Origin of the sequence: Algoriphagus sp., from assembly GCF_030694375.1 — a bacterium.
Lineage (GTDB): Bacteria > Bacteroidota > Bacteroidia > Cytophagales > Cyclobacteriaceae > Algoriphagus.
The window spans coordinates 328,678-347,713 of the sequence record NZ_JAUXYL010000020.1 but is presented as its reverse complement, the minus strand read 5'-3'; the positions used below and the strand labels follow the sequence as shown (position 1 = coordinate 347,713).

Sequence of the window (19,036 nt, the reverse complement as noted above, 5' to 3'; positions counted from 1 at the left end):
ATTTCTTAGTACTCAATGTTAAATAATCTTAAACAAATTTCAAACTTCCTTAACCAAATTAAATTTTTTTTTCTGTTGAAATGATAAAAATCTAATATGTGTATCCGTGAGTTTGCACGTCGCCAAATGACAGTTGGTGTCAATGGTTTTGTCAGTTAGAAAAGTACGCTTTTCTTTGGTTTAAACGCCAGAGAACATGAAACTAATCCACTTTCTAAACCAATTTCCAGATGAGGAATCCTGTGAACTCTTCATTAAATCTTACCGGGAGAAGTCCGGTATATTCTGTAAAAAGTGCGAAAAAGTGACTCATCATTACTGGTTCAGCGGTGCGAAGTTTTTCGAATGCAGACATTGCCGAAGAAGAAGTTCGCTTAAAAGCGGGACTGTGATGGAAAACAGCAAATTGCCTTTACAGGTCTGGATGCTGGCTTTTATGTTTATCTCAGCGACCAAAAAGGGCTTTTCTTGCCTTGAATTCCAGCGCCAATTGGGTTTGAGCAGATACGAAACAGCCTTCACGTTAATGCACAAAATCAGAGCTGTGATGGGACGAAGAGATAGTTTATACCTGCTTAAAGACATGGTAGAATACGATGAGGGCTATGTAGAAGTGGCAACCAAAAAGCAAATCAAAAACCAGCTGAAACGGGGAAAAGGTAGTCAACGTCAAGCGCAAGTTGCTGTAGCTGTAGAATCTATTCCTTTGGAAAACCCCGAATCTGGCCAAGGGAGCAAGGTTTGTGGATACTTTAAAATGGAAGTGCTAAATAAAGTAGACAGTGAAAATGTCAATCAATTCATCAAAAGAAACACCGATGGAGATGTGGTGCTTTTCACAGACAGGAACACCGCTTACGTCAACTTAGAAATGGTAGTAAACACTCATTTTACTGTGGCTGCCGGAAAAGAGGAGACTAATGATACCTTGAGATGGGTCCACAAAGCCATCAGTAATCTAAAGCGAAATCTGTTGGGTATTTATCACATGGTCACTTACAAGTACTTGCAGAATTACTTGAATGAGTTCGTTTACAAACTGAATCGAAGGTACTTTGGTGAAAAATTATTCGAACGATTGATTATTGCGTCAATTCACCCTTACGTGCATTGATGCGGATACACATAAAATCTAAATCCCATTTGAGAAAAAACCTATTCAAAAAGTAAGTGGATTCTTGAAATTAACATTTTCCGAACTGTAGAATAAAAGAGTTGAAATAATTGATCATAAAAAAAGGGAGGCTTTTGCCTCCCTTTTATGAATTATTACTATCTGGATTAGAATCCGGGATTCTGCTTCAGGATATCTGCACCAACCAGATCTATTTGATCTTGAGGGATTGGAACCCACTTGAATCTGTCAGAATATTTAGCACCACCTAATGCGGAAGAAAGTTTCTTTCCGTCATACTCAAAATAGAAGTCCAGTTCAGCTTGGGCAGTTCCCCAACGCTGAAGGTCATAGAATCTATGTCCCTCCATACCCAATTCAAGCAATCTTTCCATACGCACAGCAGCACGGGCTGCATCTGCATTGGCAAAAGGAGCGGCATAGGTATTAATCACATAATTTGCGGCAAATGTACCATCGGCTCTCTTGATCCTGGAGTTCATCGCTCTGGTTCTCACCAAGTTGATGTATTCACGGGCTTTCTCCAGACCACCGGTCTCGATTTCAGCCTCAGCAGCCATCAACAATACATCTGCAAATCTGATGATCATGAAGTTGATTCCAGTATAACCAGGAGTCCAAGAAGAGTTATCCTGGAAGGTACCCTGCTCAGCTCTCTGATAAACATACTTTTTAGGAGAATAAGGTCCACCATTGGGTTGGTTTCGAATCCAAGCTTGACCAGGATGATCTTGCCAATCCAAATAAGGAAGGCCTCTTCTACCTACGGTATGATCCAAGCGAGGATCAAGTGGACCTGCATCTGGAGTGAAAGCTGCACCGGAAGCGACACCCATGTCATTCTTTACTTCGTTAGCAGGAGAATTGTAAGATTTGTCTAATAAAGGCAAACCGTTAGCAGTTCTGAATGCATTTACAAAAGTAAAGCTAGGCTGGAAGAATCCGCAACAGTTGCCCGGACCAGCAGGACCTGTGTTGTAAGGGAAGTTCAAGTCAAATTCAGGGTTAGCATTGTTCACAGAACCTGTACCTGCTGCTGACTGATACGCCCAAACAGATTCCTGGTGGTTGTCATTTTTACCACGGAAAGCATCATCATAATAAGGTACCAAGCCATACTTTAGGCCATTGGAGGTAACTCCATTTTGAATCACGTCAGTGAATAGCGCTTTGGCTTCAGCAAACTTTTTCTGATACAAATACACTTTGGCTAAATACGCTTTTGCTGCCCACTGATTTACGCGACCCACCTGAGCTTGAGTAGCTGGGAGATCTTTGACAGCATCTTGAAGATCCTTTTCAATGAACGGCCAAAGTGGCTTATCATTTTTCACTTTCTCCAATCCACTTCCATAGTCCACGGTCTCATCTACATAAGGAGTTTTGTCGTAATCACGAGCCAATTCAAAATAGTAGTGAGCTCTTAGGAATTTAGCCTGAGAAGATAACCTTACTTTGTCATTTGCTGTTACATCGGGACCCGCTTTTGCCAATAACCTCAATACAGAGTTAGCTCTAGCAATACCCTCATAAGCCACGTTGTATTTTGCACCAATATCTCCACCTGCAGCGTCATTTTCAAATCGCTGAATTGGATTTATTGATGTGAAATCACCGGGATCAGTACCTTTATTAGCCTCTCCCCCTCTAATACTCCCCCAAACCCAATTGGAAGGAGACCCTAATCTGTTACCACGACCATTTACTTGGGAATATGCTGCTATCAAAGAAGCATCTATTCCAGCCAGGGAAGAAAGTTGATTTTCAGACAACTGTCCTACAGGCGGAACATTCAAGAAATCATCGCTACAACTCACTGCTACCAGCATCGCGGTCGATGCTAGTAGGGCTACGATTTTTAATTTAAAATTGTTCATCTGTTTATAATCAATTATAGTTTCTATAACTCGATTCATTTTAATTTGTTTGGATTAGAAGCTAAGGTTCAAACCAAAGGTCCAACCACGTGTAACCGGGTAGTTTCCTACGTCGATACCAAATGTCAAGTCAGCGTCACCACCGACCGCAGGATCCAATCCACTATATCCAGTGATTGTTGCCAAATTGTTAACTGAGGCAAAAACTCTGGCTCTTTCCATTTTCAACTTAGTAAGAACGCTTGCTGGTGCAGAGTAGCCAAGAGTCAAGTTCTGAAATCTCAAATATGAACCATCTTCAATGTAGAAAGAATTGGCCACGTTTGAAGTTGAGAAATTAGATACTCTTTCTACTATCGGTGTGGTAGCACCTAAATTCTCTGGAGTCCAAGCATTCTTCAATCTGTTGGATATTGCAGCTCCTTCAAATGTCTGGAAGAAGTCAGTAAACCACTTAGACTGATTCCAGATTTCGTTACCGATAGAAGCATATAAGTAGGCAGATAGATCAAATCCTTTGAACCCAATGGTGAAGTTCATACCTCCAGTAAAGTCCGGTACTGGATTTCCAAGGAATACACGATCGTTCGGCGTAATTCTGCCATCACCATCTACATCTTCAAACTTGAATCGGCCGGGAGCTTTACCATCCTGAACTGCATGAGAATTGACATCTTCCTGATTTTTGAACAAACCAAGCACATTATAGCCAAAGAAAGAAGAAAGAGGCTGCCCTACTGCATTACGGATTGGCTGTATACCTCTGTAACTAGGGTTAACTGAGGTGATAAAGTTCAATCCCGGTGCAAGAGAAACGATCTCATTCTTCAATGTTGAACCAGTAAAAGTCAATTCATAAGTCAAATCACCAGTTAAATTACCTCTTGTACTTACCATGAGATCCAAACCTCTATTGAGCATTTCACCAATATTCACAGCTGGAGGGGAAACGTTTTGAGGGCTACCTGCAGTCAATGGAATTGGAACTGTAAACAACAAGTCCTTGGTATCCTTTCTCCACCAGTCAAAAATCACATCCAAACGACCATTGAAGAACGTACCGTCAAAACCAATGTTCTGTGTTACAGCTGTCTCCCACTGTGCATTAGGGTTACCAATTCTTGACCTCCTGAAACCAATCTGAGCGCCTGAGTTGGAGCCCGTGATATCATAAGAAGAAGCACCGATATTACCAGAATATAGCGAGAATTGGTTGTTAGGATCCACGTTGTTGGAATTACCCATTTCACCGTATCCACCTCTGATTTTCAAATCATCGATCCAAGTAGCACTTTGCATAAAGGGCTCTGAAGAAAGTCTCCAAGCCGCAGAGAATGCAGGGAATACACCATATCTCGCATTTTCACCAAATCGAGAAGAACCGTCACGTCTAACCACAGCACTTACAATATATTTATCGTTGTAAGTGTATCTCAACTGACCAAAATAAGAGTTAAAGTTTACGCCCTTAAATTGGAAGGAATTAACCTGACGGGTACTTACTGGCAGGTTAGAGATAGTAATAAAATCAGGATCGGTAGAGAAGGGATTCTGTCCTACAGCATCCATACCTCTCCCTGCACCGGAATTCAAAGCTTCCTGACCTAACAAAACATTGAAGTCATGCTTGTCAATCTTCTTCTTATATGAAACTGTGTTGGTGAAAGTCCAACCAAATACGAACCCTCCACCTTCACCATATCCAAAAGCAGAATTGTTTTCGGAGTTTTCATACTGAAGACGTGAATAATTCCAGAAGTAGTTGTTATTGTATTGACCACCGATAGAGGTTCTAAAAGTCAAATTATCAATAATATCCCACTCTCCATAGACGTTACCAAATGCATTGGCATTGAAGTTTCTATTATCTAATTGACCTTCACGGGACGCTATTGGGCTTCTTGGGTTATTGAATCCTCTAGAAGCAGTACCTGCATATCCGCCAAACTCGTCATAAACCGGTATAATCGATGGCATACGGAATGCCTGAAGAATGTCATTTTCATCATCCGAAATACCTCGTCCACCGGCTCCACCTGTTTGACCTAGAACCTGACGATATGTTCCCTGAAAGTTTTGACCGATTCTAATGCGTTTAGTAACATCAAATTCTGAGTTCGTTCTCAAGGAATATCTTTTGAATGAATTACCAATCATGATACCCTCTTGCTCCTGAACACCTAAACCAACATAGAATCTCGAAGTTGCAGAACCTCCATTGAAACCAAGTGAATGACGCTGTAATACGGCTGGGCGGGTCAATGCGGCATACCAATCAGTACCTTCTCCTGTGGCCGCTCTAGTGAGCTGTCTTATAGATCCCTTTGAAGGATCAACGTTATACCACTCTCTCTGCTGCTCAATTTGAGCGGCTGAAAGTGGACCTGGCTGACCTGAAGCAACACCAAATGCACCCGTTGGGCTTCTGGTGATCAAACTCAAATAGTAGGGCATTACAGGTGAAGAACCCGTACCGAATTGAGGATGCCCATAAGCAGGAGCTCTATTCTGTAATTGTGCAGTATTTCGTTCTGCCAACCATGTGTAGTCTGCATAATCCTGAGGATTCATCATGCTAATGCCAGTACCAGGATCAGTAACACCAAACATGCCATTGTAATCCACTCGAAGCTTTTTATTTCTTGCTCCACGCTTGGTAGTGTAAACAATTACACCGTTGGCAGCACGAGCACCATAGATAGAGGCAGCTGCCGCATCTTTCAATACAGTAGTAGACTCGATATCATCAGGATTCAGGAAATCAGTAGATCCTGTAGGAAGACCATCCACAATGTACAGGGGCTCGTTACCACCAAAGGCACCAAAACCACGAACACGGATGATTGAAGAAGTACCAGGCTGACCGTTTGTAATTACTGTTACCCCGGCCACACGACCCTGAAGAGTCTGCTCAATATTACCAGTAGGGATAACAGTCAAATCTTTCGGATTTACTGTGGAAATAGCTCCGGTTGTTTCTCTTCTCGAATCGATAGAGTAACCGGTAACGACTAGTTCAGTTAGTGTTCTTTCATCCGGCTTCATCGAAACATTGATGACGCTACGAGATCCCACCACCTGTTCAAGGGCGGTGTATCCAATAAAAGAAAAAACCAGTGTCGACTGGTCACTTGGGACGCTGAGGGAGTATTTCCCGTCAATGTCAGTTGCCGTACCTGTGGTAGTTCCCTTAACCAGGATCGAAACACCCGGAAGGCCTAAACCATACTCGTCCAGAACCGTACCCGTCACAGTCTTTTGCGCAAAGGTAGCACTGGCGGATAGGACTAAGAGCGTAAGGCACACACTTAGAATTTTGTAAACTTTTTTCATAAACATAGATAGATTGGGTAACAAGATTAATCTCAAAAACTTGTTTGTTAATTGATTATGCAATCGTTTGCGATTATCCTCAAAATAACGTCAATAGAAAGAGCTTGATTTTCAAGATTTTATTGCGATTTACCGTGGTCAAAAGACCTGCTTAATAGAAACCTCTAGGTTTGAATGCATCGGCTGATGCGGATTGAGAGAAGGAAAAATGCTAAGTAAAATAGATCATAGGCTTGAATTTTAGGTTTAATTGTTAATTCTAATGCCTCAATGTTAAATAATCTAAAACAAATTTCAAACCCACTTGAGTAAATTAAATTTTGAATTTTTCAACACCAGCTTTATTAAAAACATGTTTTCCTAATAAAAGTCATTAAAAAAGAAAGTCTAAATGCAAAAAATCAAAATAAACCCCATTAAATTAAGAAATTATCAAAAAAAGACCTGATTAATCGAAAATTAGAAAAATCAGAAAATTCAATTTTGAGTGCTTCCGGAAAAAAAATCTTTGCTGCTACGAAGCTCTTCAAAGGCCGGATCTTGAAATGCCAAATTAGCTAACTGTTTATTTGCTTCGATAGCCTTTTTTAAATGAATCATTGCCACTTCATGTTGTCCGCTGGCAGCAGCTATCATAGCAAGTCCATAATACCCATATCCAAATACTCTTCCATGCACAACTGATTCTTCAAAAGCAGTGGATGCAGTTGCAAAGTCATTAATCATATAATAAGCAAGCCCCTTGTTGAAATAGTCTTTCGGGTCTGAAAACTTGAAGTCAAATCTAAGTGTAGCAAGTTTATAATCACCCCTTAGAATATCCAATGCTCCTCTCAAGGCCTCATTCTGTTGAAGAAATTCGGGATTTTGTGTCAAGGATGCGGCTTCAGATAATTTCAGGTAAGAATCCCAGTATTTTCCCTCAAGTGCCAAAATCTGTCCTTGATTATGAAGGGTATAAGGATTTGGTTCAATCCGAATCGCCTGTTGGAGTAGTCTGAGCGCTTCTTCCCAAAGAACTTCTTTGGATTCCTGATCAAGGGTGCGTTGGGCTTGCCGCATTCGGACTACAGCCATATTGTTATATGGTAAGGCTGAGCGAAAAAATTCCGTCATCTTAGAATAGATGACTGCCTTTTCTTCTAGACTCTGACTCGCTTCGGCAGCCAAGGACCATTCTGCAAAGGATAATGAATTTGTACCATCTGAGCTCAAAAGTGACTCCTTCAGTCTGATTGACTGCCGCATATCGAGGCCTGTTCTGGAGGTAGCGGAGATTTCAATTTTGGCAACCCGGAGTTTTGGATACAGATCCTGTACAATTTGGGAAAATCCTGGAACTTTTTTTAATCGATCGGTTTGCTCAAGATACGTCTCCTGATTGGTCAAGATCGTATAGAGTTCCTCTTTACGATTTGTTGATATTCCCTTGTAATCCCCTAATAGTAGCCTGAGATCAAACCAATCATTACGACGGGAATCCATTCTGATTTGAGAATCCGATAAGGTCTGCATTCTCGTTTTAAGGGCCTTTTTTGCGGATTCAGCACGATTAGCACCCAGGGCGCTGTTTTTTCCTTCCGCAGGTTCAGGAGATTGTATTCCGGTAATTTTGAATTCCTGAATGCTGGGATTGTTTTCCAAAAAAGCATCGATTTTCCGAAGTGTCTCCTGATTTGCCACACTTAATTTGAAAGCTGAAGACCCCAATTCATAAACAAAAGTGAACTCCTCTTTTTGCGTAACTCCCCTTTCAATTCCTGTGGGAATAAACAAGCCAACCGAAGGAATTGGCTCATCAGGATAGACGGCTCCAAGTTTGACCATCAGCTGTGGGGCAATTACCCCTTTTGCCAGTACTTTCTTTTCGAAAGGAGATTTACTTTCCCTTTTCCCCTGGAAAAAAAATATTTCCAAAGTAGCACCTGACATCCAAGGTTCGTACTTTAAGGAAAACTTCCTTTCATAGGAATAATTAGCGACATTCTTCTTCAAATTAATTTCTCCAAGATCTACATAGTTTTGATCTGCTTTAAATAAGAGACTCAATCTTGGATTATTTGGTGTCAGCACCGATTCAATTGGTATTGAACCTTTGACTGTAAAGCGGATTGAGTCCCCTTCAAGTTTAAGTTTCGCAGGTACGAGTTGAATGTCTTTTAAAAATTTATTTTCGGGCATTATTATTGAACCCGCAGATAAACAATGAGTTGAAAGCAAAAACAAAACTATCAAAACCCTAAACATTTTGAGAGTGAGTTGATTTATAAAATTAAAAATCATTTTATCTTATTTTTACACTGTAAACAGATTAATATATGGAAAAACTGAAAATATTCTTCGAAGAGCATGCCTTTGGGGTTTGCTCAAGACTTGGAGAAAAACTCAATTTTCCGATCGATAGCATCCGGCTATTCTTTATTTATTCTTCATTTGTAACGATGGGATCTCCAATTATCCTTTACGTGAGCATGGCAATGATGATGAAAATCCGAAAGTATTTCCGCAAAATGAACAACCCGGTGCTTTTTGATTAAAGTTGAGTAAATACCCGTTTTCTCAAAACCAGATAATTCCAAAAGATAAACTTAACAGGGCCTGAGGTTGAACTGTCTACCTCGGGCTTTTTTATGGGTCTTTCTAAATTTTCAATTCCTGAAAAAAAGTCCCGATATCCCCGAAATACTCCCAAGGCATGCTCTTTTTTGCCAGACATCAAATATCCCACTGCCGCAGCCATTTCCATGATGCTCTTAGCTACAATTATTCCAAAAAAACGGAGTGGATTCACATTTTTATAAATCATACTGAGGTTGTTTCGGATATTGAGGTAAAGCTTTTTTGGACTGGACCGGTCTAGAGTCGCACCACCCTGATGAAAAACAGTGACCGCACCTAAATACCCAATTTTTTTTCCCGACCGCCTCAGTCTCCAACACAAATCAATCTCCTCCATGTGTGCAAAAAAATGCGCGTCAAAACCCTCCTGCATAAAAAAATCGGCTGCGCGAATTACCAGACAGGCGCCTGAAGCCCAATCCACCTGCACCTCATCATTGTATTGCCCATGGTCAGACTCGAGCGTATTCCATATCCTCCCTCGACAATAAGGGTAGCCCAGTACATCCAAATACCCACCACCTGCTCCTGCATAATCAAACATTTTTCGGTCTTGCCAGGAAAGGATTTTCGGCTGAAGAGCCGCGTATTCCGGTTTGCCATCCAAGCAGTCAACCAAATCCCGATCCCAAGCCGCGGTGACTTCAACATCTGAATTTAATAAAATGAAAAATTCATATTTTCCCCGAAGTTCTTCTAATCCCCAATTGTACCCCCCGGCATAGCCAAAGTTGGAACCCAGCGAAATAAGATTGATTTGAGGATAATTGGCTGTGAAAAGCTCGACTGAATCATCAATGCTGGCATTATCAATGATCCAAATATCATAGGAACTGTGGTTAACCACAGAAGGTAAAAAGGTGGATAAAACCTCTTTGCCGTTGAAATTCAGAATAACTATTGCTGCCTTATTCATAGGATCAAATTTACTTAACAATGGCTATTAGCCCAGGCAGGCTCGAATTAAATGGATTTGTGTTTTTTCTTAATTGGTTGGTCATACCTGCCGGCAGGCAGGTGGAAAGTCCTGGTTAATTATGCTCCTATGTGAGAACGTTTTCTAATTGACCTTTCATCCGAACATGCTGCCCAAGTCCATTCCGGGTATGTTAGGGATCATTCCCTCGGTTGCCACTTTCATTTCAGCTTTGATCTTCGCGTCTATCGCCTCCATGGCTTTATTGGTCGCTGCTACGATCAAATCGCTCAGCATTTCTTTGTCATTCGGTGTCACTAGGGATTCATCCATCTCGATTTTCATCACTTTTCGGTCCCCATTGACCAGGACCTTGACCATCCCTGCACCGGCCTCTCCTTCGGCAGTCAAATGCACCAACCGCGCCTGAGTTTCTTTAATCTTCGCTTGGGCTTCCTTTACTTTACCCATCATTCCCATGATATCAAACATATCTTTTCAATTTTATTTTTAATGGATTTACAACTCTTTTATTTACTGTTCTTTATACCAAGTTTGACTCCACAAGTTAAATAACGCTATTTCAAAAACTATAACTCATTGTTTTTCAATTTCATTTAGATTTCTTGGGTAACTTTTATAATACTTATCAAGTACAAATAAGTGACTAACCCGGACAAAGCCATGAAAACCATACTCACCATCGAGAAAGAAAATATTTTAAACTTGAGTTTTTCAAAAGCCGAAGTAATTCCTGATCCTGATGGGCAGAAAAAACGCATGGCAGACCTCTACAGATCTCAAACCTTGGGAAATTTACTTCACACTAAAGTCAAAATCACATTTGAAGCTGCGGACCAGCAGATTTACATGGTTGACACAACAGTTTGGGCTGTTGGTAATAGTTTTGTGTCATTGAAAGGCGGTGTTTTTCTACCTATCCGATCCATTCTTCAGGTCGATTAGGACAGTAAAACTATAGCTTGAGAAATATCCAACTTTTGCTGCTCCCCTGTAACCATATTTTTTACGGAGATTATTCCAGCTTTAAGTTCCTCTTCACCGCAAATTCCCACAAATGGGATTTCTTTTTTATTGGCAAATTCAAACTGCTTTTGAATTTTCATTTGGTTGGGGTAAATCTCAGTCTTAATCCCTGCGTTACGGAATTGACTGAGCAAACCCAAAGCATATTCAAAACCCTTATGGTCAAAATAGGTCAACAGTATTCGGGTACTGGTATGACTCTCTTTTGGGAATGCCTTCAACTCATCCAGCACATCATACAATCGATCCACCCCAAAGGAGAAACCCACGCCTGAAACACCCGGAAGCCCAAATACTCCGGTCAGATTATCATATCTTCCACCACCACTCACAGATCCTATGGAAACATGGTGAACTTTCACCTCGAAAATTGCTCCCGTATAATAAGAGAGACCCCGGGCAAGCATGATATCAAAGTCAATATGATCCAGATTTTCTCCCATTTGAGAGAGAATCCCGAAGGCCCCTTCCAATTCCTCCACCCCTTTCAATCCTACTTCTGAGTTTTTCAGAAAGCGTTTCAAAAAATTCAGCTTACTCTTCAGATCACTTTCCAGGGAAACCAAAGGGGCTAAACTTTCGATTGATTTTTGTCCGAAACCTCGTTGTAAGAGTTCTTCCTTTACTTTTTCCCAGCCAATCTTATCCAATTTATCAATAGCCACACAGAGCGGCCCTTCTTTTCCTTCCTCACCGATGGCTTCAGCTATACCGGTCAGGATTTTCCGGTTGTTGATTTTGATACTATATTCCCTGAGTCCCAGGTTTTCAAAAACACGACGGATCATCAAGACGATCTCTGCTTCGCACACCAAGCTGTCTGTTCCCACCACATCAGCGTCGCACTGATAAAATTCGCGGTAACGGCCTTTCTGAGGACGATCTGCTCTCCAGACTGGCTGAATTTGATAGCGCTTGAAAGGGAATGTCAACTCATTTCTATTCATCACCACATATCTTGCAAAAGGAACCGTCAGATCGTATCTAAGTCCTTTTTCCGAAACTTTATTCAAAACTGCTCCGGGTCCCTTGTCTAAATCAGCTGTAGTTACATCTTTCAAAAAATCACCACTGTTCAGGATTTTGAAAAGTAACTGATCTCCCTCATCACCATACTTACCGGTCAGTGTATTGAGATTTTCCATGGCCGGAGTCTCGATTTGCTGGTAGCCAAATAATTTGAAAGTATCCCTTATGGTGTCCAAAATGAAGGTTCTACGGGCCATCTGCAATGGTCCAAAATCTCGGGTTCCTTTTGGCAAACTCGGTTTTTGCATGAGTGAATTCAGGTGATTGGATGTCAAATTTATTTAAAAATCAGTAAAGCACTGCCCGATTGCTTAATTTACTATGGAATAAAATAAGAAGATTTGTAGGCAGAAAAGAATTGTTTCCTTACTTTTGCGCTTCGTTTTGAATCAAAAATATTAAACATATACGTCCATGGCTGTAACTACACTCAAAAGAAAACTTAAAAGAAAAAGACAAGGTCAGACCGCTCGCGTGATCAAAATCAAGCAGTTGTGTGCGAAGCCTGTAATCAAAAACGTAGACGTTGAGGCTCTTAAAGCTTCATTTGCTAAGTAATTAACAGTCTTTTAAAAGATATGAAGGCGGCCAATGGTCGCCTTTTTTTTCGATAAAAGTTTCCTGCTTCAAAGCATCTATTTGATTCTTTCTTTTTGCAGCCGTTCAAATTCTTCCAGTCATTATCATACCGGGATGTTTTTAACGAAATCCTATTTAATATTTCTATTTATCCGCATTCTTATCAGTAGCAAAAGAGTATAAGGTTCGAAACTCGATAAAACGAGCCAAAGGCTACGCGCTAGGGGGTAAAGTGTAGGAGGTTTTCAATCGAAGATTATCTGCCAATTCCCATATTCATTTTTAATTAACTGGCAGAATTGCGGCCACTCACATAATATTCATACCCTATAGTTTTTATAGGTTTTTATTATTTCTGAAAGAATAATTTTTATATTTGTCATACTAACTATTGGTATGACACAAGAACTTTTCGCGAAATACTCTTTCCTTCTCGACCGTACGGCTCGAAAGGTTAAGCAATATGCCCAGCATCAGTTCAAAACAGGGGAGTTTGACGTCACTGTGGATCAATGGTTAGTATTGAAAAACCTTTCTGAAAACGAACTGTTAAGCCAAACGGAATTGGCTAATCTGGTATTCAAAGATCATCCTACCCTCACACGTATCATTGATCTTCTTTGTAAAAAAGGATATGTAGAACGCGTTCCACATCCTCAAGACCGGAGGAGCTTTCAACTTCTACTCACTGAGTCTGGATCAGCTAAGGTCTCGGAGCTCAAACCTAAAATCCTCGAAATTCGAGAAAAGGCTTGGGAAAACCTTACCACCAGAGATTTTGAGGAGTTCAAACGAATCCTTGATACCATTTATCAAAATTTGGATGGTCAGATTGGAGAAGAGTAAAAGTATTTAGTGCACTAATTATATTTGTACGAACATTTTGGAATTTACATGGGTTAAACCCGAAAAGCCATGAATACAAACACAATCCATACCGACCTTTGCATCATAGGAGCTGGCCCTGTGGGGCTTTTTGCTGTTTTTGAAGCAGGATTGCTTAAGATGCGTTGTCATCTGATCGATGCCCTTCCACAGGTGGGAGGTCAGCTATCTGAGATCTACCCCCAAAAACCGATTTATGATATCCCTGGATATCCAGAGGTAAAAGCTCAAGATCTCGTGGATAATTTGATGGAACAGGCCAAGCCTTTCCAACCTACTTTTACCCTAGGTGAGCGTGTGGATCATTTGGACAGGCAAACTGACGGGAGTTTTATTGTGACTACCAGTGACAAAACCCATGTACATTGTCAAGTGGTCATCATTGCCGGTGGTTTGGGTTGTTTTGAGCCACGCAAGCCCGTTTTGACTAATTTGGAAGCCTATGAGGGAAAGGGTATTACTTATATGGTCAAAAATCCTGAAACATTCCGTGACAAAAATGTAGTCATTGCAGGAGGGGGAGATTCCGCTTTGGATTGGTCAATCTACTTAGCTAAGGTAGCAAAACGTGTGACACTGGTACATAGAAACGAGACTTTCCGTGGTGCTCCGGACTCGGCAGCAAAGGTATTTGATCTTGCAAACCGGGGAAAGATAGACCTGATCCTTTCAGCGAACCTGAAGGAAGTTACCGGAAATGGAAAACTCGAAAAAGTGATCCTTGAAGACAAATGGAAGCATGATATGACCTTGGAAGCAGATTACCTGATTCCATTATTCGGATTGAGTCCAAAGCTTGGACCAATTGCTGATTGGGGACTCAGTATTGACAAAAACGCAATTGAAGTCGATACCCGAGATTATTCCACAGGAGTAGAGCGGATCTATGCCATCGGCGATATCAACACCTATCCGGGCAAATTGAAACTGATTCTTTGTGGATTTCACGAAGCTGCGATTATGATGCACTCCGCGTTCAAATATGTCTACCCAGATCAAAAACTTAGCTTTAAATATACCACTGTAAACGGAGTCAACGCATTCTAACCCCACCCCAGCCATGATCAAATTTACCGTAGAAGACCACGACGGCAACAGACAGGAAGTCGAAGCACCTGATGACATGGGATTCAGCCTAATGGAAATCCTAAAGGCTTCCGAATATCCTGTGTTGGCCACCTGCGGTGGAATGGCACTTTGTGCAACTTGCCATGTTGAGATTTTGGAGGGAAAAGACGGTTTGGGAGATGCTACTGACGTAGAACTCGACCAACTCGAAAACCTGCCGGAATATTATCCTACTTCCCGACTAGCCTGCCAAATCCGAATCGGAGAAATCCTCGAAGGAGCTGTGGTGAAGCTGAGAGGGGAAGATGTGGTTTGAAAAGTATCAAGTAGCTAGACATTAGTATCAAGACTTAGAACGAGAGACAAGAAACAAGATTGAAGAAACCACTCGGAGACGGGTGGTTTTTTGATTTCAAACTGCTATACGATAAAATCAACACTTAGTGTCAGGTAGTAAGACACTAGTATCAAGATTTTAGAGGCGAGAAGCTTAACTCACCCACACCCAGAAATCTGCCTTAGTCACCAGATCCCATTTGGCTTCAGGATATCCTTTGGCAAAAGCTACCGGAACTTTGGACTTTTTATTTCCCCACTTAAATTCCAAGCCCTGAATCTCCTGTTGACTGTTGACTTCCAACAAATCAATCTCCTGACCGTCATAGGTTCTCCAGAAATAATACTGAGGAAAGTAATTCTTTGAGGAATTAAACTTCATTCGCTCGATAATCATCCACTGCTCCCATAGCTGACCCAAATCATTTCTAAAACTGATCGGGCTGAAATTGTTGATTAAGGCATTACGAATTCCATTGTCGTAGAAATACCACTTTTTAGACTTGCTGACTTCTTTTCTGAGATTTTGACTGAAACCTGAAAGCGGAAAAATGACAAATACTTTTGAAAGCAAATCCAAATATCGATCCACCGTCTCCTTATTCAACTGTAAACTATTCCCCAACTCAACTGTACTGACTTGGCTGCCCACCTGAAATGCCAGTAATTTCAGAAGGCGAAAGAGCACATCTGCCCCTTTGATATTGGTGAGTGCCAAGAGATCTTTAAGCAAGTAGGAATTGATCAAAGATTTAAGGTACTCTTCCTTCTCTTCCAAACTAGGCAACTGAGTTAACTCCGGATATCCTCCATAAATCAGTCGTGTTTCTAATTGACCAAGACTTTCCAGCATATTTTCTTTTTTAGAAAATTCGACTTGAGCCAGCGGAAAAAGCTGATGAACAAGTTGCCTTCCTACTAAAGGTTCGCCTGCATCATTTACCAAATCCAAACTACTACTACCTGTCGCAATGATGGTGATTCCTGGAATGGAATCAATCATGAGTTTTAGGATTTTCCCAATGTTGGAAACTGCCTGTGCTTCATCGATGATCACCAACTTATTTTCACCAATCAGTTGCTTATAATTTGCAACGGTTCGGTTTTGCAGTACTTCTGCTACTTGAGCATCCTCTCCCAATAAAAATAAAGTTTGACTTTCATACTGCCGCTGAATCTCCTCAATGATCGTTGTTTTCCCTGTTCTACGGCTTCCGTAAAGCATGAGAACTTTCTGTTTTCCGATCTGGCTTAGGATCTTTTTTGCGACAAATCTTGGGATTTCCATAATTCTAAGGGTCAATTTTGACAAATAATCAAGGAAATAATTTCTTTGACCGGCGCAATTTACGTAAATTAAGTTAATAAAACCGCCTAATTTACATTAATTACAACGTCTAGCCAGCCTAATTTACATTAATTACGCTGTTTATGTAGGCTGATTTACTTTTTTTATAACGATAAGTATTTATTTTAAGCCTCTGAGTTCTTTTCAATTTTGTATTCTAACACATGGAAACGGAGAAAAACGACCTCAAAAACTTCCACTGATTTTTTATTAACTTACCTCTCGCTCAATTTATATAAAATGAAAACCCTACTCCTCTTTCTGTTTTTTATCCCCAATCTGGTTTTCTCCCAAATCACAACAGGACAAAAAGAAGATGCAGTCAAAATTAACCAACTGATCGACCAATATTCTCAAGCAAGAGAAACGCAGGATACTGTTTTACTCAAACGTATTTTGACCGAAGACATTGACCAATTGGTATCAAGCGGAGAATGGAGAATTGGAATAGCAGAGTCTCTCAAAGGAATGCAAAGCAGCACCCAATCCAATCCTGGAAGTCGTAGGCTTAAAGTGGAAAAAATCAAGTTTCTATCGGAAGAAATCGCCTTGGTAGACTGCCGCTATACCATTGAAAGTCCCAATGGGACCAAGCGAAACATGTGGAGTAGTTTTACAGTACTTTTTCAGAAAAACCAGTGGAAAATCACAGCTATCCGAAATATGAACCCTACAGGAGGAAACTAGAATCATAAACTTTTAACTTATTGATTTTTAATTATATAAATTCGGATATCCAATAAAGTGGAAACCAGAAACCACTTAAAAAAACGGGGCGAAACCGAAAAGCCTGACGAGTAGGTATTCCCAAAATCCCTCTAATATGCCAAAGTATGTCATCGAGCGAGAAATCCCCGGAGCGGGAAATCTCAGCGCTGCGCAATTGAAAGGTATATCACAGACCTCCTGTGGTGTGCTAAGCAAAATGGGTCCGGAGATTCAATGGCTTCACAGCTATGTCACCGGGGATAAAATTTACTGCGTATACATTGCCCCAAATGAAAAAATGATAAGAGAACATGCCAGACAAGGTGGATTTCCTTCCAATTCCGTTGCGGAAGTCAAAACAATGATAGATCCTGTCACGGCCGAATAATTTTATTTTTACTCAAAAAGTGTGGGAGTCCCATACTTTTTGAGTAATTCAAAACCATACCACCTTTTAGTCCATGCGAATCCTTTTCCTTTTTACGCTAATCCCACTCTTATTTTGGAATTGCAAATCCCAAACTGATCCACCCACTCTAATCCTTGCCAATGGCAAAATCTGGACCGGAGAAGGACCGGACACCTTTGCGGAAGCTGTGGCAATTTCAGGAAACACCATCTCAAAAATCGGCGATTCAAAATCGATTTTGGAACTTGCCGGGTCGAGCACAGAAATTATCGATCTACATGGCAAGCTTGTCACTGCCGGCTTTAACGATGCCCATATTCATTTTCTTGGAGGTTCACTGGGTTTAACCCAAGTGGATTTATTAGCAACCACTTCTCTGGAGCAAGTCATTTCCATTACGGAAGCGTTTATTGAAAAAAATCCCGAAAAAGACTGGATCACTGGCCGAGGCTGGCAATATACCTACTACAGTTCAGGCTTACCGGATCATCAGAGCATGAAAGCTTTGGATATCGGTAAACCGATTTTCCTCCGTGCCTATGACGGACACAGCGCGTATGCCAACCCAAAAGCATTGGAACTGGCAGGAATCACTTCTTCCTCAGTTTTTGAAGGCTTTGGCGAAGTGGTAAAAGATTCCAAAGGAAATCCAACGGGCGCACTCAAAGAAGGCGCTATGGGATTGGTCGGAGACTTAGTGCCGGAACCCAGCTACGATGACAAAATGAATGCCCTCAAAAAGGGGATGGAACTCGCAGCTTCCCTTGGAATCACCAGCATTCAGAATGCCAGCGGAAGTGAAGAGGAATTGAAGCTCTATCTTGATTTGATGAAAAAAGGAGAACTGAATGTCCGCTATGCTGCCGCTTTTTCGGTGGGAGAAAAATCTACAGCTGAAGAACTGACACGATTCAATTTTCTAAAAGATAGTCTTGGGGCTAAAAATCCATGGATACGTGCCGATGCCATCAAGTTTATGATCGATGGAGTGATCGAATCACACACCGCAGCGATGCTCGACCACTATTCCGACCTATTACCCGATGACGAACTAGCCCTTGGCATGCTCAACATTTCCTCTGTAAAGTATCAGAACTTGGTTAAGGAATTAGATGCTAAAGGCTTCCGTCTTTACACGCATGCCATCGGAGACCGGGGAGTGAGAGAGGTCTTTTCCGCTTATGAAAAGGCAGTACAGGAGAATTCCTTCCGGGAAAGAAGGCATCGCATTGAGCACATCGAAACCTTATCTCCGGATGATATTCCGCGATTCGCAGCATCTGGGATAGTAGCCAGTATGCAACCCATTCATGCAGACCCTGCCACGGTGGGTGTCTGGTCTAAAGCAATCGGTGAGGAGCGGATACCTTGGTCCTTTGCTTGGAATTCGATTTTGAGCAGTGGTGCAAAACTCGTCTTTAGTTCTGACTGGCCTGCATGCATAAGCCTGGATCCTATCCGAGGCATTCATGTGGCTGTCAACCGACGCGATCCTTTCGGTTTTCCGGAGAGCGCTTGGATTCCTAAAGAAAAAATCAGCATATATGAGGCTTTGAAAGCCTATACCTCCCAAGGTGCCTTTTCTTCATTTGAAGAAAACCAAAAAGGTCTGATCAGAGAAGGTTACTTGGCTGACTTTATTGTTTTATCTGAGGATCTTTTTACTATAGACCCGATGAAAATCCATGAAGTGAAGGTAAAAACAACAATTATCGATGGCAAAGTGATATTCGAAAGAAAATAACTG

General features: G+C 41.2%; 16 protein-coding genes. 9 read left to right on the top strand and 7 right to left on the bottom strand.

Features of this window, described 5'->3' with window-relative positions; translation table 11 throughout:
* Positions 1-196: 196 nt before the first annotated feature.
* A complete protein-coding gene (locus Q8M62_RS06355; protein WP_304900846.1) occupies positions 197-1,114 on the top strand; it encodes an IS1595 family transposase in 918 nt (305 codons plus the stop codon).
* 167 nt (positions 1,115-1,281) lie between these two features.
* Here Q8M62_RS06355 and Q8M62_RS06350 read toward each other — a convergent pair whose 3' ends face one another.
* The 3 genes from Q8M62_RS06350 to Q8M62_RS06340 form a co-directional block, all read right to left on the bottom strand.
* Entirely contained in the window at positions 1,282-3,012 is a 1,731-nt protein-coding gene (locus Q8M62_RS06350; protein ID WP_304900892.1) for a RagB/SusD family nutrient uptake outer membrane protein, read from the bottom strand.
* Positions 3,013-3,066: 54 nt separating this feature from the next.
* Positions 3,067-6,351 carry a TonB-dependent receptor gene (locus tag Q8M62_RS06345; RefSeq protein WP_304900847.1) on the bottom strand — a complete coding sequence of 1,095 codons (3,285 nt, stop codon included), beginning with the start codon at positions 6,349-6,351 and terminating at the stop codon, positions 3,067-3,069.
* 471 nt (positions 6,352-6,822) lie between these two features.
* On the bottom strand, positions 6,823-8,394 hold the full coding sequence (locus Q8M62_RS06340) for a tetratricopeptide repeat protein (RefSeq protein WP_304900848.1): 1,572 nt from the start codon (positions 8,392-8,394) through the stop codon (positions 6,823-6,825).
* Positions 8,395-8,663: 269 nt separating this feature from the next.
* Here Q8M62_RS06340 and Q8M62_RS06335 point away from each other — a divergent pair, with 269 nt between their 5' ends.
* Positions 8,664-8,882: a PspC domain-containing protein gene (locus Q8M62_RS06335; protein WP_092729955.1), complete on the top strand. Its 219-nt coding sequence runs from the start codon at positions 8,664-8,666 to the stop codon at positions 8,880-8,882.
* On the opposite strand, the gene Q8M62_RS06330 is transcribed toward Q8M62_RS06335, so the two are convergent.
* Positions 8,879-9,880, bottom strand: a complete 1,002-nt coding sequence (locus Q8M62_RS06330) for a glycosyltransferase family 2 protein (protein ID WP_304900849.1) — start codon at positions 9,878-9,880, stop codon at positions 8,879-8,881. The two genes, Q8M62_RS06335 and Q8M62_RS06330, sit on opposite strands and share 4 nt — an antisense overlap.
* A gap of 156 nt (positions 9,881-10,036) precedes the next feature.
* Positions 10,037-10,372, bottom strand: coding sequence for a YbaB/EbfC family nucleoid-associated protein (locus Q8M62_RS06325; RefSeq protein ID WP_304900850.1), 336 nt, complete (start codon positions 10,370-10,372; stop codon positions 10,037-10,039).
* 192 nt (positions 10,373-10,564) lie between these two features.
* Between Q8M62_RS06325 and Q8M62_RS06320 the strand changes: the two genes are divergently transcribed.
* The gene (locus tag Q8M62_RS06320; RefSeq protein WP_304900851.1) at positions 10,565-10,846 is read left to right on the top strand and encodes a hypothetical protein; all 282 of its coding nucleotides are present in this window, start codon (positions 10,565-10,567) and stop codon (positions 10,844-10,846) included.
* Here Q8M62_RS06320 and hisS read toward each other — a convergent pair.
* A complete protein-coding gene (hisS, locus tag Q8M62_RS06315; RefSeq protein ID WP_304900852.1) occupies positions 10,843-12,204 on the bottom strand; it encodes a histidine--tRNA ligase in 1,362 nt (453 codons plus the stop codon). The genes Q8M62_RS06320 and hisS overlap by 4 nt on opposite strands.
* A gap of 727 nt (positions 12,205-12,931) precedes the next feature.
* Here hisS and Q8M62_RS06310 point away from each other — a divergent pair.
* The 3 genes from Q8M62_RS06310 (at position 12,932) to Q8M62_RS06300 (ending at position 14,804) form a co-directional block, all read left to right on the top strand.
* Positions 12,932-13,381, top strand: a complete 450-nt coding sequence (locus tag Q8M62_RS06310) for a MarR family winged helix-turn-helix transcriptional regulator (RefSeq protein WP_304900853.1) — start codon at positions 12,932-12,934, stop codon at positions 13,379-13,381.
* 69 nt (positions 13,382-13,450) lie between these two features.
* The gene (locus Q8M62_RS06305) at positions 13,451-14,467 is read left to right on the top strand and encodes an NAD(P)/FAD-dependent oxidoreductase (protein ID WP_304900854.1); all 1,017 of its coding nucleotides are present in this window, start codon (positions 13,451-13,453) and stop codon (positions 14,465-14,467) included.
* Between the two features lie 13 nt (positions 14,468-14,480).
* Positions 14,481-14,804: a 2Fe-2S iron-sulfur cluster-binding protein gene (locus Q8M62_RS06300; protein WP_304900855.1), complete on the top strand. Its 324-nt coding sequence runs from the start codon at positions 14,481-14,483 to the stop codon at positions 14,802-14,804.
* Between the two features lie 174 nt (positions 14,805-14,978).
* Here the strand turns inward: Q8M62_RS06300 and Q8M62_RS06295 are convergent, their stop codons facing one another.
* Positions 14,979-16,112, bottom strand: a complete 1,134-nt coding sequence (locus tag Q8M62_RS06295; protein ID WP_304900856.1) for an ATP-binding protein — start codon at positions 16,110-16,112, stop codon at positions 14,979-14,981.
* 300 nt (positions 16,113-16,412) lie between these two features.
* Here Q8M62_RS06295 and Q8M62_RS06290 point away from each other — a divergent pair, with 300 nt between their 5' ends.
* From Q8M62_RS06290 to Q8M62_RS06280, 3 genes are all read left to right on the top strand, one after another.
* On the top strand, positions 16,413-16,859 hold the full coding sequence (locus Q8M62_RS06290) for a DUF4440 domain-containing protein (protein ID WP_304900857.1): 447 nt from the start codon (positions 16,413-16,415) through the stop codon (positions 16,857-16,859).
* 136 nt (positions 16,860-16,995) lie between these two features.
* Positions 16,996-17,268, top strand: coding sequence for a DUF4242 domain-containing protein (locus Q8M62_RS06285; RefSeq protein WP_092729945.1), 273 nt, complete (start codon positions 16,996-16,998; stop codon positions 17,266-17,268).
* A 73-nt stretch (positions 17,269-17,341) separates the two neighbouring features.
* Positions 17,342-19,033, top strand: coding sequence for an amidohydrolase (locus tag Q8M62_RS06280; protein ID WP_304900858.1), 1,692 nt, complete (start codon positions 17,342-17,344; stop codon positions 19,031-19,033).
* The last annotated feature ends 3 nt before the right edge of the window (positions 19,034-19,036 follow it).